The sequence below is a fragment of the Kitasatospora sp. MMS16-BH015 genome (assembly GCF_002943525.1).
Classification (GTDB): Bacteria; Actinomycetota; Actinomycetes; order Streptomycetales; family Streptomycetaceae; genus Kitasatospora.
The window spans coordinates 5,790,319-5,816,254 of the sequence record NZ_CP025394.1; the positions used below are offsets into that span (position 1 = coordinate 5,790,319).

The following is a 25,936-nucleotide window of genomic DNA, read 5'->3' on the forward strand; positions in this document are numbered from 1 at the left end:
GAAAGGACGTAACGACCCATGGGAGCACAGCTTCGGGTCTACAAGCGCCGGATCCGCTCTGTCACCGCGACGAAGAAGATCACCAAGGCGATGGAGATGATCTCCGCGTCGCGCATCGTCAAGGCGCAGCGCGCGGTGGCCGCCTCCACCCCGTACGCCGACGAGCTCACCCGCGCGGTGACGGCGGTGGCCACCCGGTCCAACGCCAAGCACCCGCTCACCACCGAGAACGCCCAGGCCAAGACGGCTGCGGTCCTGCTGATCACGGCGGACCGCGGTCTGGCCGGCGGCTACTCGACCAACGCCATCAAGCAGGCGACCGCGCTCACCGCGCGGCTGCGTGCCGAGGGCAAGGACGTGGTGACGTACATCGTCGGCCGCAAGGGCGTCCAGTACTACGGCTTCCGTGACCTCAAGGTCACTCAGTCGTGGACCGGATTCTCGGACAAGCCGACGTACGGTGACGCCAAGGCCGTCGCGAGCGAGCTGATCGAGGCCTTCACGGCCGAGACCGGTGGCGTGGACGAGCTGCACCTGATCTCCACCAAGTTCGAGTCCATGCTGACTCAGACCGCGGTGGAGGCCCGGCTGCTGCCGCTCAAGCTGGACGAGGTCCAGCTGAGCGACGAGAAGCCCGCCAAGGCCGAGATCTTCCCGCTGTACGACTTCGAGCCGTCGGCGGAGGGCGTCCTCGACGCGCTGCTGCCGCGGTACGTCGAGAGCCGGATCTACAACGCGCTGCTGCAGTCGGCCGCCTCGGAGCACGCCGCTCGCCGGCGCGCGATGAAGAGCGCGACCGACAACGCGGGAGAGCTCATCAAGTCGCTCACGCGGCTTGCCAACTCGGCCCGCCAGGCCGAGATCACCCAGGAAATCAGCGAGATCGTCGGCGGCGCCAACGCTCTTGCCGACGCTAGCCGTGGGAGCGAATGAGAATGACCACCACTGTTGAGACCGCGACGGCCACGGGCCGAGTCGCCCGGGTCATCGGCCCGGTCGTCGACGTGGAGTTCCCCGTCGACGCGATTCCGAACATGTTCAACGCCCTGCACGTCGAGGTCGAGGCGCCGGACGGTACCGGCAAGAAGACCCTGACGCTGGAGGTCGCCCAGCACCTCGCCGACGGCGTCGTGCGCGGCATCTCGATGCAGCCCACCGACGGCCTGGTCCGCGGCGCGACCGTCACCGACACCGGTGCCGCGATCTCCGTGCCCGTCGGCCAGATCACCAAGGGCAAGGTCTTCAACGCCCTCGGTGAGGTCCTGAACGTCGACAAGGCCGAGTTCGAGGCCCAGGTCGAGGTCAAGTGGCCGATCCACCGCAAGGCCCCGGCGTTCAAGGACCTCGAGTCCAAGACCGAGATGTTCGAGACCGGTATCAAGGTCATCGACCTGCTCACCCCGTACGTCCAGGGTGGCAAGATCGGTCTGTTCGGTGGTGCCGGTGTCGGCAAGACCGTCCTCATCCAGGAGATGATCTACCGCGTCGCCGAGAACTTCGGTGGTGTGTCGGTCTTCGCCGGTGTCGGTGAGCGTACCCGTGAGGGCAACGACCTCATCCACGAGATGGTCGACTCGGGCGTTCTGGACAAGACCGCGCTGGTCTTCGGCCAGATGGACGAGCCGCCGGGCACCCGTCTGCGCGTCGCCCTGTCCGCTCTGACGATGGCGGAGTACTTCCGTGACGTCGAGCAGCAGGACGTGCTCCTCTTCATCGACAACATCTTCCGGTTCACCCAGGCCGGTTCCGAGGTGTCGACCCTGCTCGGCCGCATGCCCTCCGCGGTGGGCTACCAGCCGAACCTGGCCGACGAGATGGGCCTCCTGCAGGAGCGCATCACCTCGACCCGCGGTCACTCGATCACCTCGATGCAGGCGATCTACGTCCCCGCGGACGACCTGACCGACCCGGCGCCGGCCACCACCTTCGCCCACCTCGACGCGACGACGGTTCTCTCCCGTCCGATCTCCGAGAAGGGCATCTACCCGGCCGTCGACCCGCTGGACTCCACGTCCCGCATCCTGGACCCGCGCTACATCGCGCAGGACCACTACGACACCGCCGTCCGCATCAAGGGGATCCTGCAGAAGTACAAGGACCTCCAGGACATCATCGCGATCCTCGGTATCGACGAGCTGTCTGAGGACGACAAGATCACGGTTCACCGTGCCCGTCGTATCGAGCGCTTCCTCTCGCAGAACACCTACGTGGCGAAGCAGTTCACCGGTGTCGAGGGCTCGACCGTCCCGCTGGCCGAGACCATCGAGGCGTTCAACTCCATCGCGGACGGCAAGTACGACTCCGTCCCGGAGCAGGCCTTCTTCATGTGCGGTGGCATCGAGGACCTCGAGAAGAACGCCGCCGAGCTGGCCAAGAAGTAACCAGACCGGCTGATGGCTGACTGAGCGTGAGGGGTGGACCCCGTCCCGGGGGCCACCCCTCACGGCTCGATCGGCTGTGATCCCGGTCATCTCCGTGTCCCTGGTTTCTTCTCAGGGGGGCGGGCCCGTTATTCTTACCGCAACCGCCGAGTGATCCGGTGGTTGCAAGAGCCTAGGAGCCCACGTTGGCTGAGCTGCACGTCGAGCTGGTCGCAGCCGACCGCAAGGTGTGGTCCGGTGCGGCCACCATCGTTGTCGCCCGTACGGCCTCCGGTGACACCGGCATCATGCCCGGTCACACCCCGGTGCTGAGCGTGCTGGAGTCCGGCCCGGTCACCATCCGCACCACCGATGGCGGTACCGTCATCGCGGCGGTGCACGGTGGCTTCATCTCCTTCGCCGACAACAAGCTTTCTCTGCTCGCGGAGATCGCCGAGCTGGCGGACGAGATCGACGTCGCCCGTGCGGAGCGCGCCCTCGAGACCGCGAAGAGCGAGCTCGACGCGCACGCCGAGCGTCGCGCCGAGGTCCGCCTCGTCGCGGCCGGGCGCCGCAAGGCCGCCTGAGCATAGACAGAAGCGACGGTCCCGGGGCGCGAGAGCGTGACCCCGGGACTGTCGTATCAGTTGGTAGGACAGTGCGGTCGTTCGATACGACCGCCACGGGGAACGCAGGTCAGCGAGGAGGTCGGTGAGCATGGTCCTCGCCCTTGTGGTGTGCGCGGCCGTCGTGGCGCTGGGCGTGTTGGGATTGGTCGCCTTCGCGGTACGCCGCCGGGTGATCCAGCGCGTCGGCGGCACGTTCGACTGCAGCTACCGACTCAAAATGCCGGCCGACGCCTCGACGCAGCCAGACCTCGACGAGAACGGCAAACCCACCTCCGCCCCGGTCCCCGTGACCGACGGCAAGGGGTGGGTTTTTGGTATCGGCCGCTACAGCGGTGACTCCATCGAGTGGTTCCGGGTCTTCTCCTACGCCCCGCGCCCGCGCCGGGTACTGCCCCGCCGCGAGATCGAGGTGCTGGGCCGCCGCTACCCCGAGGGCCAGGAGGAGCTCGCCCTGCTCTCCGGTTCGGTGGTGCTGAGGTGTCTCCACAATGGCGCCCCGCTGGAGCTCGCGATGAGCGACGACGCCCTGACGGGCTTCCTGGCCTGGCTGGAGGCGGCACCCCCGGGACAGCGGGTGAACGTCGCATAGTGGCCTGGTAGCCGGTGACCGTGCGCCGATAGGGTGCTGTCCATGGTCAATCTGACGCGTATCTACACCCGGACCGGGGACGACGGAACCACCGCGCTCGGCGACATGAGCCGGACGACCAAGACCGACCCGCGGCTGATCGCCTACGCCGACACCAACGAGGCGAACGCGGCGATCGGCGTGGCGCTGGCCGCCGGCGCGCTGGGCGAGGACCTGGTCGCGGTGCTGACCCGAGTCCAGAACGACCTCTTCGACGTGGGCGCCGACCTGGCCACCCCGGTGGTCGAGGACCCGAAGTACCCGCCGCTGCGGGTGCTCCAGGGCTATGTCGACCGCCTGGAGGGCGACTGCGACCACTACCTGGAGCAGGTGGAGAAGCTGCGCAGCTTCATCCTGCCCGGCGGCACCCCCGGGGCGGCGTACCTGCACCTGGCCTGCACCGTGGTGCGGCGGGCCGAGCGGGCCACCTGGGCGGCGATCGAGGAGCACGGGGAGAGCGTCAACCCGCTGACCGCGAAGTACCTCAACCGGCTCTCCGACCTGCTCTTCATCCTGGCCCGGGTGGCCAACAAGGAGCGCGGGGACGTGCTCTGGGTGCCGGGCGAGAACCGCTGACCGGTGCGCTGGTTCAAACTCGGGGCGCGGCAGGAGGACCGGCTGATCGCCCTGGTGGGGCTCTGCGTCGGGCTGCTGCTGACGGTCTTCGGCGGCTACGGCAAGGACGCGCCGGTGCCGCCGTGGTTGATGATGGTGCCGGTGGCCGGGATGGCCGTGCTGGAGCTCGGACGGCGCACCCACACGGTGTGGACGGTCAGCCTGGGCGGCCTGTTCTTCATCGCCAACACCTTCGTCGGGACGAACCTGGCGACCATGGTGATGTACACCGACCTGCTGTACGCCGGGGTGCTCTACGGCTCGCGGCGGATGTCCACCATCCTGCACCTGACCGGCGGGGCCACCACGCTCGGGCTCTCCAGCTTCATGCTGATGTACGGCACGGTGGGCCAGGCGCTGCTGGTGGCGGCCTTCTCGGTGCTGATCTTCCTGGTGCCGGTCTGGACGGCCGACCTGCTGCGGGCCTCCCGTGAACGGGCCGACACCGAGCGGCTGCGGGCCGAGCAGACGGCCCTGCTGGCCGAGCTGGACCGGCGCGAGGCGGTGATCGAGGAGCGCTCCCGGATGGCCCGGGAGCTGCACGACGTGGTGGCCAACCACCTGTCGGCGATCGCCATCCACGCCACCGGCGCGCAGTCGCTGGCCAAGCGGCAGCAGCGCGACGAGGGCGATCCGCTGCTGGCGGCGATGGCGGTGATCCGGGACAACAGCGTGCAGGGGCTGGCCGAGATGCGCCGCATGATCGGCCTGCTCCGGGCCCGCGACGAGAGCAGCTACACGGCGCCCCGACTGGACGCGCTGGACACCCTGCTGACCCAGCTCTCGGCGGCCGGCAGCGGGACGGGCCTGAGCTTCGAGGCGGCCGAGCAGGGCGAGCGCGGCGAGCTGCCGGCACCGGTCGAGCTGGCCGCGTACCGGATCGTCCAGGAGTCGCTCACCAACGCGCTCAAGTACGCCGCCCCGGGCGTGGTGAGCCTGGCCTTGACGTACCGTCAGGACGACATCGCCATCGCCGTGGACAGCCCCTACGGGGTGGCCGGGGGCACCAAGCTGCCCGGCTCCCGGACCGGGCTGGTCGGGATGGGGGAGCGGGCCGAGCTGCTGGGCGGGAGCTTCAGCGCCGGTGCGGACGGGGCCTGGTGGCGGGTGCGGGCGCAGCTGCCGCGCGAGCCCCGGGAGACCGGGCCGAAGCCGGTCGGGTCGGTGCGGGAGAAGGTACTGGGGGAGCGGATCGTGGGGGAGTTCCGGTGACGGTGAGCGTGCTGGTGGTGGAGGACCAGGCGGCGGTGCGGGCTGCGCTGGTGATGATCCTGCGCTCGGAGCCGGGCCTGGAGGTGGTCGGCGAGGCCGGGGACGGCGAGGAGGCCGTGCGGCTGGCCGCCGAGCTGCGGCCGGACGTGGTGCTGATGGACGTGCAGATGCCGCGGCTGGACGGGATCTCGGCCACCCGGCAGATCACCGCCGAGGGCTCGGCGCAGGTGCTGGTGCTGACCACCTTCGACCACGACGAGTACCTGTACGGGGCGTTGCGGGCCGGGGCGGCGGGCTTCCTGCTCAAGGACCTGGAGGCCGAGGCGCTGATCGAGGGCATCCGCACGGTGGCCCGGGGCGACGGCATGCTGGCGCCTTCGGTGACGCGCCGCCTGATCTCCACCTTCACCCGCCCCGACCGGCCGGACCAGCCCAAGGCCCGGGCCGCCGTGGACGCGCTGACCCCGCGCGAGCGCGAGGTGCTGGCCTGCCTGGGCGCCGGGCTCTCCAACGGGCAGATCGCCGAGCGGCTGGAGATGGCGGAGACCACCACGAAGACCCACGTCAGCCGGATCCTGGCCAAGCTGGAGCTGCGCGGCCGAGTCCAGGCGGCCATCCTGGCCCAGGACTTGGGGCTGGTCGCGGAGTAGCCGGGGGTGTGTTGGCCCGGTGCTTGGTGCTTGGTACCGGGAGCGGAGGGCCGGGAGATGAGCGGTCAGGGCTGGTCGAGCGCTCGGCGGGCGGCTGCTTCGTCGCCGGGCCAGACCAGCAGGCGGGGGCCGTCGGTGGTGGTGACCAGGGTGTGGCGCAGTCCTGCCGCGGCGAGGCGGCCGGCCAGTTCGCGGGCCTCGGCGGCGTCCTGCGGGGCGGCCACCGGGACGAGCAGGCCGTACTCGGCGGGGGTGCCGGTGCGGGGCCGGCGGGCGACCAGGGAGTGGCCGGTGCCGTAGGTCCAGCGGAGCAGCAGGGCGAGCAGGCCGACCACGGCGAAGGATCCGAGCAGCAGGGCGAGCGGGCGCACCGTACACCTCCGGGTAGGTCGGGCGCAGATCACACCCGGCAATCACACCACGGAGGCTTCGTGGGCGTTAGAGTCCGGCCCGTGAGCGGCGCGGCTCAGGGGGGTGACCCCTGCCCTGAACCGCCTTCAGGACGGTTACGGGAGACGACTAAGCCATGAGCAACTCAACCACCCAGCAGATCGCCGTGATCGGCGCCGGGCTGATGGGCGCGGGCATCGCGCAGGTCTCGGCGCAGGCGGGCCACCCCGTCGTCCTGCGGGACGTCACCGAGGAGGCGCTGCAGCGCGGCATGGCCGGCATCCGGGCCAGCTACGAGAAGTTCGTCTCCAAGGGCAAGCTGTCGGCCGAGGACGCCGAGGCCGCCCTGGGCCGGATCACCACCACCACCGACCTGGACGCCGTCTCCGAGGCCGACATCGTGATCGAGGCCGTCTTCGAGAAGTTCGAGGTCAAGGAGGCCGTCTTCCGCGAGGTCGACAAGCTGGCCAAGGACGGCGCGGTGCTGGGCTCCAACACCTCCGCCATCCCGATCACCAAGATCGCCGCCGTCACCGGCCGGCCGGAGTCGGTCGTCGGCGTCCACTTCTTCTCGCCGGTGCCGATGATGAAGCTGGTCGAGCTGGTCCGCGGCTACAAGACCAGCGACGAGACGCTGGCCACCGTCCGCGCCTACGCCGAGGGCATCGGCAAGGAGGTCATCGTCGTCAACCGCGACGTGGCCGGCTTCGTCACCACCCGCCTGATCACCGCCCTGGTGGTCGAGGCCGCCAAGCTCTACGAGACCGGTGTGGCTACCGCCGAGGACATCGACACCGCCTGCCGCCTGGGCTTCGGCCACGCGATGGGCCCGCTGATGACCGCCGACCTGACCGGTGTGGACATCCTGCTGCACGCCGCGCGGAACATCTACGAGGAGACCCAGGACGAGAAGTTCGCGGCTCCCGAGATCATGGCCCGGATGGTCACCGCGGGCGACCTCGGCCGCAAGAGCGGGCAGGGTTTCTACCCGTACGGGAAGTAGTACTGCCCCGGGCTGCGGGCGGGTTGGTGAGCTTGCTCACGAAGTCGCCCGCAGACGGGTGATTTGGGCGGTAATCGAGCATAGGTGCTGGGACTGACTGCGTATATTCCCTCGGACGAGTGAAGTTGCTTCAGATCTGCCGGGGGCCAGCAACCTGAACTGCTGATCTGCCGTCAGACGTAGCGGGATTCGTCCGACGTGGCCCCCGAGGCTCGGCGCAAGGCGCCGGCCCGGGGAGAGGCCCCGGGCGGCCACCCCTGACCGGCAAGCGGAGGAGGAGCGCATGCGCATCACCGGCGATCACGGCGGACTCGCCATCGCGGGCAGGCTCGACGTGCGCACCGCCGCCGACGCGCGGACCCGGCTCCACCTGGCCGTGGACGGCGGGCAGGGCGATCTCGTCCTGGACCTCTCCGCGCTGGAGTCCTGGGACGCGACGGGGCTCGGCGTCATCATGGGGACGCACCGGCGGGCCGGGCGCTCGGGGCGACGGCTCGTCCTGCGGGGGGTGCCGGAGCAGTTGCAGCGGCTGCTCGTCGCTACGCGGTTGCACCGGATCCTCGCGGTGGCCGGGTGAGCTTTTCCGGGGCGGGGGGACTGGGTCTTCAGGGGGCGCGGGGAACTGCGCGAGGGCGGGAGACGCCTTCGTGCCGGTTCGATCGCCGGGTCAGTTGCACCTCGATAGTGCAAGTGGGGCGTTGAGTTAACACTGCGGCGGTGTGGGTGCTTGGCCGCGCCGTTCCCCGCGCCCCTGATTGTTCCCGTATGGCTATATGATCCGCGCCGTGACTGAGAGCGTGAGGCCGCGAGTCGGGGAGCTCGTGGTCGGAGACCTGTTGCTGAGTGTCGGGGCGCCCGAAGGGGCGGAGGCGCGCCCGTGTCCGGACGAGTGGCGGCCTGCGCCGGTGCGGCGGGCCGAGCCCGGGTGGGTGCGGTCGGCCGGGGTGGGGCCGGTGGACCGGGAGGCGGACGTCGCCCAGGTGCTCGGGCTGCTCGCCGAGGGGCGGTCGGTGCGGCTGACCGGGAAGGCTGGGGCGGGCCGCAGTGCGCTGCTGGCGGCCGTGGCCGAGGCGGCCGGTGAGCTCGCCAGGGACGGGGTGGTGAGTCTGGCCGGGCACCGGCGAACGGCGGCCGACCTGCTCCAGGAGCTCTTCGCGGCCACCCACCAGGCTCCCGGCCTGCGGCCGGACCTGCACGAGCTGCCCGCGCTGCTCGCGGGGCTGGCCGCCGTGGTCGCGATCGACGACCTCGCGCCGGCCGGGGAGGAGCTGGAGGGCCTGCTGGCCGCCGCTCCGGGCTGCGTCTTCGTGGTCGCCGCCGAGCCCGGCAGCGCTGCGCTGCCGGCCGGCTCCCGGCTGACCGACCACGCCGTCGCCGGGCTCTCCCGGGCGGCCTGCCTCGCGCTCACCGCCAAGCTGGCCCGCCGTCCGCTGGACGCGGCCGAGCGGGCCTGGGCGGTGGACCTGTGGTTCGAGTCGGAGGGGCTGCCGCTGCGGTTCGTCCAGGCGGCGGCGCTGCTGCGGCACCGGGACGTGGCGGTGGACGCCCTGGTCGCGGCGCAGGAGGACCGGACCAGCGTCTTCGGGCTGGCCAACCCGGTCGAACTGCCGGAGGACCCGGCGGTCCTGGAGGCCGAGCTGCGCCGGACCGTACCGCTGCCCTCGGTGGCCGAGGCCGCCGCCCCGGCCCGCCGGCTGGCGGCGGGGCTGAGCGAGTCGGCGCAGGAGGTGCTGCGGCTCGCGCTGGCGCTCGGCGGCGAGTGCCCGACGGCCCCGCACCTGCCCGCGCTGATCGGGGTGGACCACGGTGAGAGCGCGCTGCGGGAGTTGGCCGAGTGCGGGCTGGCCGTGCCGGCCGGCGGGCACCAGCGGCTGGCCACCGGCGTGGCGGCGGCCCTGGCCGACTGGCGGACGCCGGAGCCGGCCGAGGAGCCCCCGCCGGGTGAGCCCGGGCCGGGCGCCCAGGGCGAGTCCGCGCCGGGCGCGGACCGGCAGTCCGGCGGCTACCGGCTGTCGGACGGGTACCGGACCTCGGACGAGGTGGCGGATGCGGCGCAGCGCCGGATCCTCGGTGGCTCGACCGAGGACGCGGCGCCGCACGGGTCGTACCGGGAGCCGGGCCAGGATGCGGCGCAGCGCCGGGCGTTCGGCGAACTGACCCAGGGCGTGGCGCAGGACGCGGCGCAGGGCGGGTCGTACGGGGAGCTCGCGCCGGCGGCGGGCCGGCGGGCGGCCGGGCCGGTGGCGGCGGGGGCGGCGCAGCACTTCTCGTGGTGGGTCGGGCACGCCTCGGTGGGGATCGGGCAGGTGGCGGCCGAGGCCGAGGTGCTGGTGGGCGTGCTGCTGGCCGACCGGGAGGCCGGGCGGTGGGAGCAGGTGCTGCGGCTGGCCCGGGCGGCCGGGCCGGCGCTGGCCCTGGCGCTGCGGTGGGGAGCCTGGGAGCGGACGCTCCAGCTCGGTCTCGAGGCGGCCCGGGAGCTGGGGGCGACGGCGGACGAGGCGTGGTGCCGGCACGAGGCCGGGGTGCTCGCGCTCTGTCTGCGGCGGCCCGAGCGGGCGGTGGCCGACCTGGAGGCGGCGATCGCGCTGCGGGCGGCGGCCGGGGAGACCCGGGGCGTCGCGGCGGCCCGGCGGATGCTGGCGCTGGCCGTCGCTCCGGAGCAGCCGGCGGCGCCCTCGGCCGCGCCGGGCCGACGGCCCGTCATCCGGGTGATGGCGCAGGTGCCGTGGCGGTACCCGGGGCCGACCCGCAAGGCGGTGCTGGCCGGGGCGGCGGCGGTGCTCGCGCTCGGGGTGCTGGGTACGGCGGTGGGGCTCAGTCTGGCCGGGCCCGCGCAGGGCGGGCCGGTGCCGGTCAGGCCGGGCGGCACGGTGGAGCCGACGCCCGGGGTGCTGGGCCTGCCCGGCCCGGCGGCGCTGAGCTCCTCGCCCTCGGCCGCCCCGTCGGCGAGCGCGAGTGCGACGCCGGACGACCAGGGCGAGCCCTCGGACGGCCCGGGCGCGCCGACCACGCGCCGGGCGGTGCCCAGCGCGAGTGAGACGGAGACCACGGCCGACCCGACCGGGACCACCCAGGCGCCGCAGCCCCCGGCTCAGCAGCCGCAGCCGACCAAGCCGCCGGCCCCGAAGCCGACCAGGACCACCCCGAAGCCGACCCCGACCACCAGCGCCCCGACCACGCCCCCGCCGCCGACCCCCGACCCGACCCCGACGGACTCGGCCACGCCGACCGACCCGGGGACCCCGACCAGTACGCCGAGCCCCTGAGGGGCCCGGGACGGGGCTCTAGAAGAGCTTCAGCTTGTCGTCGTCGATGCCGCGCAGCTCGTCGTAGTCGAGGACGACGCAGCCGATGCCGCGGTCGGTGGCGAGGACGCGGGCCTGGGGCTTGATCTCCTGGGCCGCGAAGACGCCCTTGACCGGGGCCAGCAGGGGGTCGCGGTTGAGGAGTTCGAGGTAGCGGGTGAGCTGCTCGACGCCGTCGATCTCGCCGCGGCGCTTGATCTCGACGGCGATGGTGGTGCCGTCGGCGTCGCGGCAGAGGATGTCGACCGGGCCGATCGCGGTCGGGTACTCGCGGCGGATCAGCTGCCAGCCGGCTCCGAGCACCTCCATCCGGTCGGCGAGCAGCTCCTGGAGGTGGGCCTCGACGCCGTCCTTGACCAGGCCGGGGTCGACGCCGAGCTCGTGCGAGGAGTCGTGGAGGACCTCCTCCAGGGTGATGATCAGCTTCTCGCCGGCCTTGTTGGTGACCGTCCAGGTGCCGTCCGCCTGCTTGAGCGTGCAGGGCGGAGACATCCAGTTGAGCGGCTTGTAGGCACGGTCGTCGGCATGGATGCTGACACTGCCGTCCGCCTTCACCAGGATGAGCCGGGTGGCGGAGGGCAGGTGGGCGGAGAGCCGACCGGCATAGTCGACGGAGCAACGGGCAACTACGAGACGCATGGTCGACCACGCTAGCCCACCGGGGCCAGTTGATGCGATTCCGCGACGACAGGGGTGAAGAACCCGGGGAGGCGCCCAACCTTGGAGGGCGGTGTCTCTTCCGGGTGGCTGCCACAGCCGTTCGACGGGGGTAGGGGTGCCGCACAACGGGGATGGGGATTCGGGATGAACGATCCGACGAGATCCGGCCAATCTGGCGGCCGGACCCGCGAAACCGAGGTGAAGACAGGCATTCGCCAGCCGCGCTGAGGTTCGCCTGTCACTCTGTGGTGAGCGTTCGTCGCTCGATCCGTATCCCCGCTTCCTTCGCCATGCCACCGCCCACCCTCGGTGTCGAACCGCACGACCATCCCGGCGGGCCGCGCCGGGGTGGACCGCGAGAGGAGAACCCATGTCGCTCGACGTCTCACCGGCCCTGCTGGAGAAGGCCGAGAGAGGAGAGGTCGACGAAGGGGAGTTCGTCGACTGCGTCCGCACCTCCCTGCCCTACGCCTGGGAGCTGGTCAGCTCCCTCGTCGCCCAACTGACGGTCGACGGCACCGACTTCGCCGACAACCAGGTACCGCCGCCCAGCGAGCAGGCCCGTGGCCAGCTGCTGCGCGCGATGGCCAGTGACGCGATCCGGGGCGCCCTGCAGCGCCACTTCGGTGTCCGCCTGGCGTTCCAGAACTGCCACCGGGTGGCGGTCTTCGCCGCCACCGAGGCGACGGAGGACCACTACCGCCGCTTCACTTCCGTCCGGGCCCAGCTGCTCAACCAGTCCGAGGAACTGCGGGACTGCTGACGCGGCGCCACCCGGCGCACGAAGGCTGAAGGGGGCGTGCGGATTGCCGCACGCCCCCTCACTGCTGCAAGGCGCTTCAGGAGAGCTGGGCCTCAGGAGAGTCGGGCCTCAGGAGAGTTGGGGCAGCACCTCGCCGCCGAGGCGGGCGATGTTCTCCAGGGTGGCCGCGTGGTCGCCCGAGCCCTCGGTGAGCAGGGCGAAGCGGCGCAGGCCGGTCCGCTCGGCGGTGGCCAGCAGCCGGTCGGCGCAGTGCCGCGGGGTGCCCACCGAGTGCAGGTCGCAGAGCAGCTCGGTGTACTCGCGCGGATCGCGCATCCGGCGCTCGCGGCCGTCCACCGTGCGGTGCGCGCCGAGCCCGTACTCGAACCAGCCCGGCATCGAGCGCAGCAGCGCCGCCCGGGCCGCCGGCCCGCGGTCGTCGACCTGGGCCACCCCCGCCGCGATGTGCAGCCGCTCGGTCTGCGCCAGCTGCTCCTCGCCGCGCCCGGCGGCCCGCCAGGCGGCGCGGTAGGCGGCCAGCATCTGGAGCTTGTCCTCGTCGCCCGAGTGCATCCCCAGCAGCATCGGCAGCCCGCGCTCGGCGGCCAGCTTGACCCCGCCCGGGGAGGTGCAGGCGACCACCACCGGCGGCCCGCCGCGCTCGGGGGCCGGGGCCTCGTCCCGCCGCTGGCGGGGGAAGCGCAGGGACGGCTCGCCCTCCAGACCCAGCCAGCCGGCCAGGTCGGTGCGGCGGCCCGGCTCGGTGGCCCGGGGCACCACGGCCACCTCGGGGAAGTCGAACTGCGGCCCCTGCCCCCCGACCCGGGTGCCGCGCAGCCAGCGCAGCAGCAGGTCGAGCCGCTCCGGGAAGCCCTCCTCGTAGGCCGCCGCCCCGCCGCCGAACACCGCCAGGTCGATCCACGGCCCGCCCCGGCCGACGCCGACCGTGAACCGGCCGCCGCTGGTCAGGTGGAGCAGGGCGGCCTGCTCGCCGAGGGTGACCGGGTGGGTGGTGGAGAGCACGCTCACCGCGGTGCCGACGCCGATCCGGCGGGTGCGGCCGAGCAGCAGGGCGGCCAGGGTGGCCGCGTTCGGGCAGACTCCGTACGGCACGAAGTGGTGCTCGGCCAGCCAGACGTCGCTGAGGCCCGCGCGTTCGGCGGCCTCGGCCGCGGCTACGGTACGGTCGAGTGCCTCGGCGTGCGTCTGGCCCGGGAACTGGGCGGACAGCAGGAAGGCGCCGACCTCGATCGAGTCGGCCGCCGAGCCGGCCGCGGCGGTGCCAGCGGGCTCGGGCCGCAGACTGTGGTCGGTCCTCACCGGCAGCTGGGTACTCGGCCGCGCGCTGGTCTTGGTCATCGGATGGCCTCTCTCGGGTGTCGCAGGGACTGCGAGCCCCGCCTTGTCACCTCGTGGGTAACCGATGTCATGTGCCAATGGCACGCGGATTGCCGAAATTCGTCGAAGATCGGGTGGATCTGGGCGGAAACGACGGAGTCGTACGGGCTCCCGTGGTAGTGGCTCGGCAGGGGGTGGCGTGCGGCTTAGGCTGGAAGGGCCGCTGCCCGCCGTCCACCGAGAGGGAACCGACGTGTCGCCCCGTCGCAACAGCCAGAGCCACCGTCAGAAGCGCGAGCCGGGTGGGTCGGGCGGCTCGGAGGGTGGTGGCGTGCCGCTGGGCGGCGCGCTGCGGCGTTCGGAGAGCTACCGGGGCGAGGACTGGGTGGTGCAGACCGTGGCCGGCCAGGCCGGCCGCTACTACCGCTGCCCGGGCTGTGACCAGGAGATCCCGCCGAACACCGGCCACGTGGTGGCCTGGCCGGCCTACGGCGCGGGGGTCGACGACCGGCGGCACTGGCACCGGGCCTGCTGGGGCGCGCGGGAGCGGCGGGAATCGAACGTCCAGCGGGGGCGGGGAGCGCCTAGGTACTAGGGCAGCCACCAGGGGCGCGGGGAACGGCGCGGCCGGCCAATCCTGCTGCCGCAGTGTTACTTCACGCCCCTGGTTGCACTGTCGGGGTGCAACTGGCGCGGTGATCGCTGCTGCGACTCGGCCTCTCCCGGATTCGCGCAGTTCCCCGCGCCCCTGGATAGTGCAACTCCCCCAGAATCTCAACGATCTGGTCGGCTACCGACAGGGCTGCCGCGAGCTGAGCGGTCCGCGTGGTGCCGGCGATGTGGGGGGTCAGGAGGGCGTTCGGGAGGCCGCGGAGCGGGGTGTCGAAGGCTGCGTGCTCGTGGGCGAAGGTGTCGATGGCGGCGGCGGCCAGGGGGTGGGCCGGGTCGGCCAGGGCGGTGGCCAGGGCCTGTTCGTCGACCAGGCCGCCGCGGGCGGTGTTGAGCAGGTAGGAGCCGGGGCGCATCGCGGCGAGTTCGGCGGCGCCGATCAGGCCGCGGGTCTGCGGGGTCAGCGGCAGGTGGAGGGAGACCGCGTCGGCCTCGGCGAGCAGGGCCGGGAGGGAGGCGGCCCGGCGGACGCCCGGGAGGTCGAAGGGGGAGCGGGTCAGGGCCAGCACCGGGAGGCCGAGGGCGGTGGCCCGGCGGGCCAGGGCCCGGCCGATCCGGCCGAGGCCGACGATGCCGAGGGTCAGCTCGGCGAGCTGACGCTGCGGCAGGCTGACCCAGCGGCCCTGATGGGCGGCGGTGTGGTGGGGGAGCAGGCCCCGGGCCAGGGTGAGCAGTTGGGCGAGGGCGAACTCGGCCACGGCCTCGGCGTTGGAGCCCGGGGTGTGGGCGATCGCGATCCCGTACCGGGCGGCGGCCTCGGCGTCGATGTGGTCGATCCCGGCGCCGGCGCGGCCCACCACGCGCAGCCGGTGCGCCAGCGCCGGGTCGGTGGCGGCGGCGAACAGCGCCTCGCCCAGCGGTGCGCCGGAGCGGGACTTCACCGCGTCGTGGCCGAGCCCGTCGGCCAGGCAGGCCGCGGTCAGGGCGGCCGGGTCGAACCCGTCGAAGTCGGTGAGGGTCAGCCGGGGCCCGGAAGGCCCGCCCCGGACGCGCTCGACGGCCGCCCGGTCGTCGACCCGCCGCAGGTTGAGGGTGACGGCGAGGCCGGCGCCGAGCAGTCGGTCGAGTTCGAGGTCGAGCAGGTCGCCGGGGGCGGCGTCGATCAGGAGTACGCGGGGTCGGTCCACCGGACGATCATGGCGGAAGGCACCGTCAGGCGTCCCGTTTCTTGAGCACCAGGGCCCCGCCCCCGAGGGCGGCGAGCGTCCAGGCCAGGCAGATCAGCAGGCCCTGCCAGGGCCCGTACGGCTGGCCGTGCTGCTCGTAGACCAGCAGCATCCGGGAGCCCGCGTAGTCGGGGAAGTAGTGCGCCAGGGTCTTGACCTTGGGCACGGCGGAGAGGATCGGGGAGAGCAGGAAGAAGAACGGCACCAGCACGCCCAGCGCGAGGGTCTGGTTGTGCAGCATGGCCGTGACGCCCGCCGAGAAGAGGCAGATCAGGGTCAGGTAGAGCGCCGCGCCGAAGACCGCCCGCAGCACGTTGGGCTCGCCCAGCGAGGTGGAGTGGCTGCCGAGCAGCGACTGGCCGAGGAAGAAGGTCAGGAAGGCGGTGACCAGGGAGACCGCCAGCGCGAGCGCCCCGAGCACCACGGCCTTGCCGGCCAGCAGGGTGGCCCGCTGCGGGACGGCGGCCAGCGAGACCCGGATCATGCCGGAGCTGTACTCGTTGCCCACGGCCAGCACGCCGAAGACGATGATCGCCAGCTCGCCGAGCATGATCCCGGAGAAGGCGGTGCCGGTGGCGTCGAACGGGGAGTCGGTGTTGCCCCGGAAGCTGTCGAAGTTGTTGTTGGTGAGCAGCGAGAGCAGCGCGCCGACCCCGAGGGTCACCACGAAGGTCAGCGCGAGCGTCCAGACCGTGGAGCGCACGCTGCGCACCTTGGTCCACTCGGACTGCAGCACGGCGGGGAAGGAGGCCATCTCAACTGCCCTTCTCGGAGGAGCCCTTGCCGGACGCGTCCGGGCCGCCCGCGGCCGGCCCGGCGCCGGCCTGGCCGGCGGCACCCTTGGCCTGCCAGTTGGCGCCCCAGGTGCCGGGGGCGCCGGCCGCGTCCCGGCCCTCGCCGTCGCCCGCGTGGTACTGCACGGAGTCGGCGGTCATCTGCATGAACGCCTCCTCCAGCGAGGCCTGCTGCGGGCTCAGCTCGTGCAGGGTGATGCCGTGGCTCGCGGCCAGCTCGCCGAGGTGGGCGAGATCGCCGTCCTCGACCTCGTAGCTGCCCTCGGGGCCCGCGGTGGCCCGCAGGCCCACGGAGGCGAGGGCGGTGAGCAGCTGCTCCACGTGCGGGGTGCGCACGCGCACGGCGGAGCGGGAGTTCTGCTTGATGAACTCGGCCATCGAGAGGTTGGCCAGCAGCTTGCCCCGGCCGATCACCACCAGGTGGTCGGCGGTCAGCGCCATCTCGCTCATCAGGTGCGAGGAGACGAAGACGGTGCGGCCCTCGGCGGCCAGGCCCTTCATCAGGTTGCGGATCCAGAGGATGCCCTCGGGGTCGAGCCCGTTGACCGGCTCGTCGAACATCAGGATCTCCGGGTCGCCGAGCAGCGCCGAGGCGATGCCGAGGCGCTGGCCCATGCCGAGCGAGAACCCCCGGGAACGCTTGCGGGCGACCGAGCTCAGCCCGACCAGGGAGAGCACCTCGTCCACCCGGCGGCGCGGGATCCGGTTGCTCTGGGCCAGCCAGAGCAGGTGGTCGTAGGCGGTGCGGCCGGGGTGGACGGCCTTGGCCTCCAGCAGTGCGCCGATGTACTTGAGCGGCTCGCTGAGCTGCCCGTACCGCTTGCCGTCGATGGTGACCCGGCCGCTGGTGGGGCGGTCGAGGTCGAGGATCATCCGCATGGTGGTGGACTTCCCGGCGCCGTTCGGCCCGAGGAAGCCGGTCACCACGCCCTGGGGCACCTGGAAGCTGAGCCCGTCCACGGCGAGGGTCTCGCCGTAGCGTTTGGTCAGCTCGTGCAGCTCGATCATCTGCGCTCCTTACGCTCCGTCAAATTATGACAAATCAGACAAAGGCGTGCACGGCTTGGCGACGGGTGTGGTGAGGGTGTGGTGCGAAGGTGGAGCGGCCGTGGCGCGGACGCGGCGCGGGGAGGGGGCGCGCGGTGGGGCCTTGGCGCCGCCGGGCGGCGCCAGGGCCAGGAGGCTCTACGGTGGGGGCATGACCTTCCCCCCTGCGCCGGCCGTCCGCGAGCGCGGCTCCGGCACCCCGCTCGTCCTGCTGCACGCCTTCCCGCTCTCCGCCCGGATGTGGGACACCCAGCGGGAGCTGATCCCCGGGCCGGACGGGCAGGACGCCCGGGTGATCACGCCGGACCAGCGCGGGTTCGGCTACACCCCGCTGGGGGAGGGGGAGCCCTCGCTCGACCTGGTCGCCGACGACCTGGCCCGGCTGCTCGACGAGCTTGGGCTGGAGCGGGCCGTGATCGGCGGGCTCTCGATGGGCGGGTACGTGGCGATGGCCTTCGCCCGGCGCCACCCCGGCCGGATCCTGGGCCTGCTGCTCGCCGACACCAAGGCCACCGCCGACCCCGAGCCGGCCCGGCTGAACCGGGAGCGGATCGCCAAGGCCGTGCTGGCCCGCGATTCGGTGAGCCTGCTGGCCGAGGAGAACCTGGCCGAGAACCTGCTCGGCCCGGCCACCATGCCCGAGCTGACCGCCCACGTCCGCGAGCTGATCGCCGAGGCGAGCCCGGCGGCGGTGGCCTGGGCCCAGCGGGCGATGGCGGCCCGCCCGGACTCGCTGGACGTGCTGGCCGGCCTGGACTGCCCGGCGGCCGTGGTGGTCGGCGAGGCCGACACGGTGACCCCGCTGATCGAGGCCCAGCTGATGACGGAGGCCCTGCCGGACGCCGAGCTGACCGTCATCCCGAGCGTGGGGCACCTGAGTTCGCTGGAGGCACCGGAGACCTTCAACGCGGTGGTGCGGGGGCTGCTCCGCAGGGTCTGAGGTCCGCACTACCGGGGCGCGGGGAACTGCGCGAAGCGGCAGGCTGCGGGCCGCTGCGTGGTCGGCCGCGCAGTTCCCCGCGCCCCTGGCGGGCGCGGCTACTTGTCGAGCGCGACGGTGTACTGGTCGATCCGGGTGACGGCGTTGTTCGGGACGACCTGGCCGTCCTTGAAGGAGTCGACCCCGAAGTCGTTGTCGTTGACCAGGGTCAGCCGGGCCCGGCCGTGACCGAGGCGCTGGACGGCCAGGCCCTCCAGCTTGCCGTTCTGGATGCCGGCCGCCGCCGCGTCGAAGACCAGGCGCTTGGTGCCCGGGGTGATGGCCGACCAGTCCAGCTCCAGGGCCGGGGTGGTGGCCGCGGCGTCCCACTTGGTGCCGAGGAGGTCGGTGGCCTGCCGCAGGTCCACCTCGAAGAACCGGGTGTGCACGGTGGGCCGCAGCGCGTCCCGCTCCTCGACCAGCAGGCGGTCCGGGCCGAGCCAGCTGATGGCGGAGGTGCTCCAGCCGCCGTCGGTGGCCGAATCGGCCTCCCGGACGTTCGCGAACTCGCCGGTCACGGCCGGGGTGCGGCCGGAGACGTCGATCCGGAAGATCCGCTGCAGCCGGGACTTCTTGGCCGCCTTGGCGTCCGGGTTGGCCAGCTGGGTCTGCTGGGCCGCGTAGAGGGTGCGGCCGTCGGCCGAGATGGTCAGACCCTCCAGGCCCTTGTTGTTCTTCTGCTTGGCCTCGATGGCCGGCAGGATCGGCAGCACCGTGGCGCCGGGGGCGGTGAAGGTGGAGCCGGCCGGCACCAGGACGGTCTCCAGCACGCCGTGCGCGGAGAAGTGCAGCACGGAGGAGCCGTACTCGCTGCTGACCCAGAACGAGCCGTCGTGGGCCCGGACCAGGCCCTCGCTGTCCACCCCGTACGGGTCGTTCGGCAGCACGTTGTTCTTGCTGTCCACCGGGCGCTCACCGGTCAGCGCGGCCGGGGGCAGGCCGGTGATGTTCCGGGTGTGGGTGACCGGGTCGGTCTGGCCCTTGGGGGTGCGGAGCGGGATGCGCTTGAGCACCTCGATGCGGTTGCCCTTGGCCAGGCGGACCTTGAGGATCTGCGGGGTGTAGTCGGGCTTGAGGAAGATCTTGTCGTTGTCCGCGGGGGCGTCGGCGTTCGGGCCGCGGTCGGTGATCGTCCAGAAGACCTTGCCGGAGTCGTCGGCCGGGAAGAGGTCGCTGAACCCGCCCAGGGCCAGGCCGTTGCCGATCGGGGCCGGGTCGGAGTAGGTCCAGGTGCCGGTGTGCGTCTCGGCGGCGGAGGCCGGCACGGCGAAGGCGGCGAGGGAGGCAGCGGCGGCGGCCAGCGTGGTCAGACGAATCAGTCGCATGGGCACACAGCTTCGACCGGGGATGCTGTCGCGCGGGCGGCTTCGGACTGAAGAGTGGGTAACCACATGGGGGCGCGGGGAACTGCGCGCGCAACCGTCCACCTAGGTAGAGGGTTGATCGCGCAGTTCCCCGCGCCCCTGATGGTGCAACTAGCGCTTAGCGGGACTGCTGGGCCGGGACGCCGAGGGTGTCGTCGGTCGGCAGGGAGGCCGCGGCCACCGCCGCACCCGTCAGGGTGGCGAGCATCTCGCGGACGTTGGTGAGCTGGGCGTTGATGGAGTCGCGACGGTTCGTCAGCGCGGCGAGCTCGCGCTCGGATTCGCTGCGGATCCGGTCGGCCTTGGCGTTGGCGTCGGCCACGATGTCCTCGGACTGGCGCTGGGCCGTCTCCACGGTCTGGCGGGCGCGGCGCTCGGCGTCGGTGCGGAGCTTCTCGGCCTCCAGGCGGAGCTGCTCGGCGCGGTGCTCGATCTCGGCCAGGCGCTTCTCGGCCTTGGCCTGACGGGCCGCCAGGTCGCGCTCGGACTGCTCGCGGCGCTTGGCCAGGTTGGTCTCGAACTCCAGGGCGGCCTGGGCGGCCTTGGTGCGGGTCTCCTCGAAGAGGGCGTCCGCCTCCTCGCGCTTGTTCTGCGCGTCCTTGTTGGCCTCGGCGCGCAGCTGGGCGCTGTCGCTCTTGGCCTTGTCGACGATCCGCAGGCCCTCGTCCTCGGCCTTCGCCTTGCGGTCCTTGGCGTAGTTCTCCGCCTCGGTGCGGACCTGCTGCGCGGCGGCCTCGGCCAGCTCGCGGTGCTGCTCGGCGGCGCGGTGGGCCTCCTCGCGCAGGTCCTTCGCCTCCTCCTCGGCCAGCCGCAGGATCTTCTCCACGCGGGCACCGAGACCGGCGTACGAGGGCTCCGCCTCGGTCACCTGGGCCTGGGCGCTCTGGGTCTCGAGGTGCAGCTCCTCGATGCGCTTCTCCAGCGCACCGATCCGGGCCAACGCGCTGTCACGGTCGGCCACCAGCTTGGTGATCCGCTCGTCGACCTGGGCGCGCTCGTACCCACGGCGCACCAGGTCGAAGCCGTGAATGGAGTGACTGTCGCTCATGGGGTTCTGGGCTTCCTGTCGTCGAACCGCTTGGGGTGGTTGAGGGAATCCTGACACGGTACCGGAGTGTCATCGGCGAAACACGGTCGCTGCACGGACAATGTCCGCTCAATCGGGTGGTGCGCCTCCGGAGCGCCTGCTACCCGACCGAGGCGAGTCACCCGATCGTGGCGAACCGCCCGATCGGGACGAGCCCGCCCCGGCGCCCGCCTTGGGCGCGCCGTCGCGGCCGGAGCCGCCCGTCCTGCTGTTTCCCCCGTTGGCCTGCGCGACCGGTGACGGCGCCTCGAAGGCCTCCAGGGCGGACAGCACGTCCTGCACCCGGGAGATCTCCGTGTTGATGTCCTTGCGCCGACGCACCAGTTCGTCCAACTCCCGACGGCCCTCGTCGGTCACGCGCTGCGCCTCGGCCTTGGCCTCGGCCAGCACGCGCTCGGCCTCCTCCTCGGCCAGCCGCAGCTGCTCGCGTGCGCCCTCGTCCGCCTTGGCGAGGCGCTTGGCGGCCTCCTCGGCCGCCGCCTCGATCTGCTCCTCGGCCTCGTCCTGGGCGGCCTTGAGCGCCGCCTCGGCCTCGCCGCTCAGCTGTTCGGCCTTGGCCGTCGAGTCGGCCAGCTTCTGCTCGGCGCCCTTGAGCAGGCCCTCGGCCTTGCGCACGGCGGCGATCCGCACCTTGCTCGCCTCCGCCGAGGCCTCCGAGGTGAGCTCGGCGGCCTTCTCCGTGGCGGCGGCGACCAGGGCGTCGGCCTTCTCCTCGGCCTCGGCCACGGCCTTGCGGGCCTGGTCCTCGGCCTCGGTGAGCTGCTCCTGAGCGGCCGTCACCAGGGTGTCGACCCGCTCGCCCGCCGACTTCATGGCCTGCGCGTTCTCCTTGCGGGCCCTTTCGTGCAGCGCCTCGATCTCGGCATCGGTCCGCTCGCGGAGCTCCTCGGCCCGTTCGCGCACGGCGGTGGCGTCCCGGCGGGCCTCGGAGAGCAGTGCGTCCGCGTCGGTGCGGGCCCGCTCGACCTCGGCCTGGCCGGCCGCCTCGCCGGCCGCGACCAGCCGCTCGGCCTCCTTGCGCGCGGCGGTGACCATCGCGTCGGCCTGCTCCTCGGCCGCGGCCGTGGTGGCCAGCGCCGTGGTCTGGGCGTCCTCGCCGAGCGCCTCGGCGTCCGCGAAGGCCTTCTCCAGCACGGACTTGGCCTGCTCGCGGGTGGCCTTGTCGAACTGCTCGGCCGCCTCCCGGGTCTCCCGGTCGTAGGCGTCGGCCCGGCTGCGGGTCTCGGCCTCGTACTCCTCGGCCAGGGTGCGGGTGGCCTGCGCGTACTCCTCGGCCTCGGCCCGCAGCGCGGCGGCGAACTCCTCCGCCTCGGCGACCGCGGCGGCGGCCAGCGCCTCGGCCTCGGCCGTGCTCTGCCGGGCCTGCGCGTCGGCCTCGGCCCGGATCTGCTCGGCGGCCTCCTGGGCGGCGGCCAGCTCGGCCTCGGCCCCGGCCCGCAGCTCGGCGTCGTAGGCCTGCGCCTCGGCCCGCTGGTGGGCCAGCTCGGCCTCGGTGGCCTCCCGCTCGGCCGTCAGCTCGGCGGCCGTCCGCTCGCGCAGGGCGGTGGTCTCCGCCTCGGCGGTGGCCCGCTGCTCGGTGGTCTCGGCGTCCACGGCGGCGCGCAGCTCGGCCGCGTAGGCCTCGGCCCCCGTCCGCAGCTCGGCGCTCTCGCGCTCGGCGGCGGCCCGGGTCTCGGCCGCGTAGGCCTCGGCGCCGGTGCGGGTCTTGGCGTCGTACGCGTCGGTCCGCTCGCGCAGCTCGGCGAGCTCGGCCTCGACGGCCTCGCGCAGCGCGCTGGTCTCCGCCTCGGCGGTGGCGCGCAGCTCGGCGATCTGCTGGGAGGCGGCCTCGTGCAGGCCGGCCACCGACTGGCGGGTCTCGGCGGCCTCGTCCTCGGCGGCGCCGACCAGGGCGGCCGCCTCGGCGGCGGCGGCCTCGCGGGCCGCGGCCAGCTCGGCCTCGACCGACTCGCGCAGGGCGGTGGTCTCCGCCTCGGCGGTGGCCCGCAGCTCGGCGGTCTCGGCGTCCACGGCCGCGCGCAGCTCGGCGTCGTAGGCCTCGGCGGTGGCCCGCAGCTCGGCGGTCTCGGTCTCGACCGTCTCGCGCAGCTGGGCCTGGTACGCCTCGGCGGCGGCCCGGGTCTCGGCCTCGTACGCCTCGGCCGCGGCCCGCAGCTCGGCGGTCTCGGTCTCGGCGGCCGTGCGGGCCTCGGCCAGCTCCTGCTCGGTGACGGCGGCCAGCTCGGTGGCCTTGGCCAGCGCCTCGGTGGCCTCGGCGTGCAGGGCGACGGCGGCCTGCTCGGCCTCGGCGAGGTGGGTCTCGGCGGCCTCGCGGGCGGCGGCCAGGGCCTGCTCGGCCTCGGCGCGCAGCTGCTCGGCGGCGGCCTGGGCCGCCTCGGCGGTCTCCGCCCGGTGGGCCTCGGCGGCGGCCCGGGTCTCGGCGTCGTACGCCTCGGCGGCCTCGCGCAGCTCGGTGGCGGCGGCCAGCGCCTCGGCGCGGGTGGCCTCGGCGGTGCGGGCCGCCTCGGTGCGCAGCGCCTCGGTGGCGGCCTCGGCGTCGGCCCAGGCCTGCTGGGCGGCGGCGAGCCGCTCGGCGGTCTCGGTGCGCTCGCGCTGGAGCCCGGCGGCGGCGTCCTCGTGGGCCCGGCGGCTCTCTTCGCGCAGGGCGGTGGCGGCCGTCTCGGCCTCGCCGCGCTCGCGCAGCGCCCAGCTCTCGGCCTCGGCGCGGTGCGCCTCGGCCCACTCGCGGGCCTCGGCCCGGGCGGCCTCGGCGGCCTGCTCGGCCTCGCCGCGCTCGCGCAGCGCCCAGCTCTCGGCCTCGGCGCGGTGCGCCTCGGCCCACTCGCGGGCCTCGGCCCGGGCGGCCTCGGCGGCCTGCTCGGCCTCGGCGTGCAGCGCCTGCGCCTCGGCCCCGGCCTGGTCGAGCAGCTCGTCGGCGGCGGCGCGGGCCGAAGCGCGGACCTGCTGGTCGTGCTCGGTGGCCTCGCGGCGCAGCTCGGCCGTCTCGCGCTCGGCGGCGGCCCGGTTCTCGGCGGCTGCGGCCTTGGCGGCGGCCAGCGCCTCCTGGCCCTGCCGCTCGGCGGTGGCGGTGAGCTTCTCGGCCTCGGCCCGGGCCCGGGTCAGGGTCTGCTCGGCCCGGCCCTGCACCTCGACGGCCTGCGCCTTGGCGTGCTGGCGCAGCCGCTCCACGTCGGCGGCGGCACCGGCGCGCAGCTCGTCCGAGTCGGACTTGGCCCGGGTGAGCAGCTCCTCGGCCTGCTTGGCCGACTCCTCGATCTGGGCCACGGCCTGGCGGCGGGCCTCGCTGCGCATCCGCTCGGATTCGGCGGCGGCCTGCGCGCGCAGCTCCTCGGCCTCGGCGCGCAGCGCGGCGGCCTCGTCCTGCATCCGCTCGACCTGGGCGCGGATGCCGGCCGCGTCGTCCAGCGCGGCGTTCTGCGCCTGCTCGACGGCGGCCTGGGCCTGCTCGCGCAGCCGCTCGGCCTCGGCGGCGGCCTCGGCGCGGATCCGCTCGGCCTCGGCGGTGGCGGCGGCCACGGCGGCGGCCGCGTCCTGGTCGGCCCGGCCGAGCACCTCCTCGGCCTGCTTGGCGGCCTTGGCCAGGTGCACGGTGGCGTCCTTGGCGCCCTCCGCGCGGCCCTGCTCCTCGGCCTCGGCGCGCAGCGCCTCGGCGGCGGCCTCGGCCTGGGCGCGCAGCTCGGCCAGCTCGCGCTCGGTCTCCGCGCGCAGCTCGGCGATGGCCGCCTCGGCCTCGGCGCGCAGCTGGCTCGCCACCGACTCGGCGGCGCCGCGCAGGCGCTCACTCTCCTCGGCGGCGGCGGCCCGGGCGGCGTCGGCCTCGGCCTTGGCGTTGGCCGACTCGGCCTTGGCAGCGGCGGCCTCGGCCTTGATCCGGTCGGTCTCCTTGGTCGCGGCGGCGACCATCTTGGCGATCTCGGCCTTGGCGGTCTGCGAGCGCTGGTCGCTGGCGGCCTCGCCGTCGGCTACCAGCCGCTCCACGGCGGCCTCGGCGTCGGCCTGGAGCTGCTCGGCGGCGGCCTCGGCCTGGGCGCGCAGCTCGGCCACCTCGCGGTCGGTGGCGGCGCGCAGTGCGGCCAGCTCCTGGTCGGTGCTGGCCCGCAGGGCGGCGGCCTCGGCGCGGGCCCGCTCGGCCTCGGCCAGGGCCTCGGCGCGGAGCCGGTCTATCTCCGCCTGGGCGCCGGCCAGGGCCTCGGCGGCGCGCTCCTGGTCGGCCACCACCTGCTGCTTGAGTCGGTCGATCTCGGCCTGGGCGGCGGCGAGCTGCTGCTCGGCGGCGGCCTGGGCGCCCGCGAGCTGCTGCTGGGCCTGGTTGGCGGCGGAGCCGGCCAGCTCCTCGGCCTGGCCGACGGTGGCCTGGGCCTGCTCGCTGGCGGCGCGCAGCAGCCGCTCGGCGTCGTTCTGGGCGCGCTTGAGGGCGGCCTCGGCCTGGGCCTGGGCCTCGCCGCGGGCGGCGTCCACGTCGGCGGCGGTCTGGGCCCGGGCCTGGTCGGAGAGGGCGGCGGCCTCGGCGCGGGCGGCGGCGATCAGCCGGTCGGCCTCGGCGCGGCTCTCCTGCAGCAGCCGCTGGGCCTCCTGCTCGGTGCCCGCGCGGGTCTGCTCGGCCCAGCTGACGTTGTCGTTGACGTGCCGCTCGGCGGTGCGGCGCAGCTCGCCGAGCTCGTCCTCCAGCTGGCGCCGGCGGGCGGCGAACTCGGCTTCCAGCCGGGCGGTGCGCTCGGCGGCCTCGGCGAGCAGGCGCTGGGTGGCGGCCTGCGAGTCGCGGAGCTGGCGCTCGGCGTCGGCGCGCAGCCGGTCGGCCTGCATCTCGGCGTTGCGCAGCAGCTGTTCGGCCTGGCCGGAGACGGAGTCGAAGGCGCGCGGCTGGGCGAGCTGCCGACGGGATTCGTGCAGCTTGGCCCGGAGCACCTCCACCTGGTAGGCGAGGTCCTCGGCATGCTCGACCGACTTGTCCCGCTCCTTGCGAGTCCGGTCGAGTTCGGCCTCGAACTGGGAGAGGTGGTCGTCACCCTCGTAGCGGTCGTTGCCCCGCACTCCGCGGTCCCATCCATCTCCTGGTCGCGTCCTCGACCTGGCCGCCCCCGCACCCCGTACTGCTCTGGGCCGGACCGGCTGGTCCTTGCATCCGCAGCGGGTGCCACGGTCGGAGTCCTGGGCGGTGGTGAGCGGCGCTGCCGCGCTCCGCCGTCCGGGTGGACTCCTGGGCGAACTCTTGCCTCGTGGAGAATGGTGACAGATCCGTACCGCGACCGTTCAGCCGTGCCCGTTCAGTGGACTCCCCTGGACGGGTGTTCCCCGCCC

The 25,936-nt window shown here is 73.7% G+C and carries 22 protein-coding genes; 13 read left to right on the forward strand and 9 right to left on the reverse strand.

Annotated features, from left to right (window positions below; all coding sequences use genetic code 11):
• Positions 1–18 precede the first annotated feature (18 nt).
• From CFP65_RS25070 to CFP65_RS25100, 7 genes are all read left to right on the forward strand, one after another.
• The gene (locus CFP65_RS25070) at positions 19–933 is read left to right on the forward strand and encodes a F0F1 ATP synthase subunit gamma (protein WP_104818314.1); all 915 of its coding nucleotides are present in this window, start codon (positions 19–21) and stop codon (positions 931–933) included.
• 2 nt (positions 934–935) lie between these two features.
• Positions 936–2,381, forward strand: a complete 1,446-nt coding sequence (atpD, locus tag CFP65_RS25075; RefSeq protein ID WP_104818315.1) for a F0F1 ATP synthase subunit beta — start codon at positions 936–938, stop codon at positions 2,379–2,381.
• Positions 2,382–2,566: 185 nt separating this feature from the next.
• Positions 2,567–2,947 (forward strand): F0F1 ATP synthase subunit epsilon, encoded by a 381-nt coding sequence (locus tag CFP65_RS25080; protein WP_104818316.1) that lies wholly within the window; start codon positions 2,567–2,569, stop codon positions 2,945–2,947.
• A 130-nt stretch (positions 2,948–3,077) separates the two neighbouring features.
• Positions 3,078–3,578: a DUF2550 domain-containing protein gene (locus CFP65_RS25085; protein ID WP_104818317.1), complete on the forward strand. Its 501-nt coding sequence runs from the start codon at positions 3,078–3,080 to the stop codon at positions 3,576–3,578.
• Positions 3,579–3,620: 42 nt separating this feature from the next.
• A complete protein-coding gene (locus tag CFP65_RS25090; protein ID WP_104818318.1) occupies positions 3,621–4,193 on the forward strand; it encodes a cob(I)yrinic acid a,c-diamide adenosyltransferase in 573 nt (190 codons plus the stop codon).
• 3 nt (positions 4,194–4,196) lie between these two features.
• Positions 4,197–5,444 carry a sensor histidine kinase gene (locus tag CFP65_RS25095; protein WP_104818319.1) on the forward strand — a complete coding sequence of 416 codons (1,248 nt, stop codon included), beginning with the start codon at positions 4,197–4,199 and terminating at the stop codon, positions 5,442–5,444.
• Positions 5,441–6,094, forward strand: coding sequence for a response regulator transcription factor (locus tag CFP65_RS25100; protein WP_104818320.1), 654 nt, complete (start codon positions 5,441–5,443; stop codon positions 6,092–6,094). Before CFP65_RS25095 ends, CFP65_RS25100 begins: the two co-directional genes overlap by 4 nt.
• A gap of 65 nt (positions 6,095–6,159) precedes the next feature.
• Here the strand turns inward: CFP65_RS25100 and CFP65_RS25105 are convergent, their stop codons facing one another.
• Positions 6,160–6,465: a hypothetical protein gene (locus CFP65_RS25105; protein WP_104818321.1), complete on the reverse strand. Its 306-nt coding sequence runs from the start codon at positions 6,463–6,465 to the stop codon at positions 6,160–6,162.
• 155 nt (positions 6,466–6,620) lie between these two features.
• Here CFP65_RS25105 and CFP65_RS25110 point away from each other — a divergent pair, with 155 nt between their 5' ends.
• From CFP65_RS25110 to CFP65_RS39195, 3 genes are all read left to right on the forward strand, one after another.
• Complete coding sequence (locus CFP65_RS25110) at positions 6,621–7,487, forward strand: 3-hydroxyacyl-CoA dehydrogenase family protein (protein WP_104818322.1); 867 nt, start codon at positions 6,621–6,623, stop codon at positions 7,485–7,487.
• Positions 7,488–7,770: 283 nt separating this feature from the next.
• Complete coding sequence (locus CFP65_RS25115; RefSeq protein WP_104818323.1) at positions 7,771–8,064, forward strand: STAS domain-containing protein; 294 nt, start codon at positions 7,771–7,773, stop codon at positions 8,062–8,064.
• Positions 8,065–8,272: 208 nt separating this feature from the next.
• Positions 8,273–10,753, forward strand: coding sequence for a hypothetical protein (locus tag CFP65_RS39195; protein ID WP_158702350.1), 2,481 nt, complete (start codon positions 8,273–8,275; stop codon positions 10,751–10,753).
• Positions 10,754–10,771: 18 nt separating this feature from the next.
• On the opposite strand, the gene nucS is transcribed toward CFP65_RS39195, so the two are convergent.
• Positions 10,772–11,431, reverse strand: a complete 660-nt coding sequence (gene nucS, locus CFP65_RS25125; RefSeq protein WP_104818324.1) for an endonuclease NucS — start codon at positions 11,429–11,431, stop codon at positions 10,772–10,774.
• Positions 11,432–11,822: 391 nt separating this feature from the next.
• Between nucS and CFP65_RS25130 the strand changes: the two genes are divergently transcribed.
• Complete coding sequence (locus CFP65_RS25130) at positions 11,823–12,215, forward strand: SCO5389 family protein (RefSeq protein WP_104818325.1); 393 nt, start codon at positions 11,823–11,825, stop codon at positions 12,213–12,215.
• 108 nt (positions 12,216–12,323) lie between these two features.
• On the opposite strand, the gene CFP65_RS25135 is transcribed toward CFP65_RS25130, so the two are convergent.
• Positions 12,324–13,445: an LLM class flavin-dependent oxidoreductase gene (locus CFP65_RS25135; protein ID WP_104821106.1), complete on the reverse strand. Its 1,122-nt coding sequence runs from the start codon at positions 13,443–13,445 to the stop codon at positions 12,324–12,326.
• Positions 13,446–13,785: 340 nt separating this feature from the next.
• Here CFP65_RS25135 and CFP65_RS25140 point away from each other — a divergent pair, with 340 nt between their 5' ends.
• Positions 13,786–14,127: an ATP/GTP-binding protein gene (locus CFP65_RS25140; protein ID WP_371682460.1), complete on the forward strand. Its 342-nt coding sequence runs from the start codon at positions 13,786–13,788 to the stop codon at positions 14,125–14,127.
• Between the two features lie 61 nt (positions 14,128–14,188).
• Here CFP65_RS25140 and CFP65_RS25145 read toward each other — a convergent pair whose 3' ends face one another.
• The 3 genes from CFP65_RS25145 to CFP65_RS25155 are packed head-to-tail and all read right to left on the reverse strand — an operon-like array spanning position 14,189 to position 17,169.
• Entirely contained in the window at positions 14,189–15,328 is a 1,140-nt protein-coding gene (locus CFP65_RS25145; RefSeq protein WP_104818327.1) for a D-isomer specific 2-hydroxyacid dehydrogenase family protein, read from the reverse strand.
• A gap of 25 nt (positions 15,329–15,353) precedes the next feature.
• Positions 15,354–16,121 (reverse strand): ABC transporter permease subunit, encoded by a 768-nt coding sequence (locus CFP65_RS25150; RefSeq protein ID WP_104818328.1) that lies wholly within the window; start codon positions 16,119–16,121, stop codon positions 15,354–15,356.
• 1 nt (position 16,122) lies between these two features.
• Positions 16,123–17,169 (reverse strand): ABC transporter ATP-binding protein, encoded by a 1,047-nt coding sequence (locus CFP65_RS25155; RefSeq protein WP_104818329.1) that lies wholly within the window; start codon positions 17,167–17,169, stop codon positions 16,123–16,125.
• A 190-nt stretch (positions 17,170–17,359) separates the two neighbouring features.
• Here CFP65_RS25155 and CFP65_RS25160 point away from each other — a divergent pair, with 190 nt between their 5' ends.
• The gene (locus CFP65_RS25160) at positions 17,360–18,148 is read left to right on the forward strand and encodes an alpha/beta fold hydrolase (RefSeq protein WP_104818330.1); all 789 of its coding nucleotides are present in this window, start codon (positions 17,360–17,362) and stop codon (positions 18,146–18,148) included.
• Between the two features lie 98 nt (positions 18,149–18,246).
• Here the strand turns inward: CFP65_RS25160 and CFP65_RS25165 are convergent, their stop codons facing one another.
• The 3 genes from CFP65_RS25165 to CFP65_RS41190 form a co-directional block, all read right to left on the reverse strand.
• Positions 18,247–19,512, reverse strand: coding sequence for an esterase-like activity of phytase family protein (locus CFP65_RS25165; protein ID WP_104818331.1), 1,266 nt, complete (start codon positions 19,510–19,512; stop codon positions 18,247–18,249).
• A 157-nt stretch (positions 19,513–19,669) separates the two neighbouring features.
• On the reverse strand, positions 19,670–20,599 hold the full coding sequence (locus CFP65_RS25170) for a cellulose-binding protein (protein WP_104818332.1): 930 nt from the start codon (positions 20,597–20,599) through the stop codon (positions 19,670–19,672).
• A 108-nt stretch (positions 20,600–20,707) separates the two neighbouring features.
• Entirely contained in the window at positions 20,708–25,669 is a 4,962-nt protein-coding gene (locus tag CFP65_RS41190) for a hypothetical protein (RefSeq protein ID WP_305778261.1), read from the reverse strand.
• Between the last annotated feature and the right edge of the window lie 267 nt (positions 25,670–25,936).

Coding starts and splice junctions, on each gene's coding strand:
- CFP65_RS25070 (WP_104818314.1), top strand. CDS start 19: ATGGGAGCACAGCTTCGGGTCTACAAGCGCCGGATCCGCTCTGTCACC.
- atpD (WP_104818315.1), top strand. CDS start 936: ATGACCACCACTGTTGAGACCGCGACGGCCACGGGCCGAGTCGCCCGG.
- CFP65_RS25085 (WP_104818317.1), top strand. CDS start 3,078: ATGGTCCTCGCCCTTGTGGTGTGCGCGGCCGTCGTGGCGCTGGGCGTG.
- CFP65_RS25090 (WP_104818318.1), top strand. CDS start 3,621: ATGGTCAATCTGACGCGTATCTACACCCGGACCGGGGACGACGGAACC.
- CFP65_RS25110 (WP_104818322.1), top strand. CDS start 6,621: ATGAGCAACTCAACCACCCAGCAGATCGCCGTGATCGGCGCCGGGCTG.
- CFP65_RS25115 (WP_104818323.1), top strand. CDS start 7,771: ATGCGCATCACCGGCGATCACGGCGGACTCGCCATCGCGGGCAGGCTC.
- nucS (WP_104818324.1), bottom strand. CDS start 11,431: ATGCGTCTCGTAGTTGCCCGTTGCTCCGTCGACTATGCCGGTCGGCTC.
- CFP65_RS25130 (WP_104818325.1), top strand. CDS start 11,823: ATGTCGCTCGACGTCTCACCGGCCCTGCTGGAGAAGGCCGAGAGAGGA.
- CFP65_RS25150 (WP_104818328.1), bottom strand. CDS start 16,121: ATGGCCTCCTTCCCCGCCGTGCTGCAGTCCGAGTGGACCAAGGTGCGC.
- CFP65_RS25155 (WP_104818329.1), bottom strand. CDS start 17,169: ATGATCGAGCTGCACGAGCTGACCAAACGCTACGGCGAGACCCTCGCC.
- CFP65_RS25160 (WP_104818330.1), top strand. CDS start 17,360: ATGACCTTCCCCCCTGCGCCGGCCGTCCGCGAGCGCGGCTCCGGCACC.
- CFP65_RS25165 (WP_104818331.1), bottom strand. CDS start 19,512: ATGCGACTGATTCGTCTGACCACGCTGGCCGCCGCCGCTGCCTCCCTC.
- CFP65_RS25170 (WP_104818332.1), bottom strand. CDS start 20,599: ATGAGCGACAGTCACTCCATTCACGGCTTCGACCTGGTGCGCCGTGGG.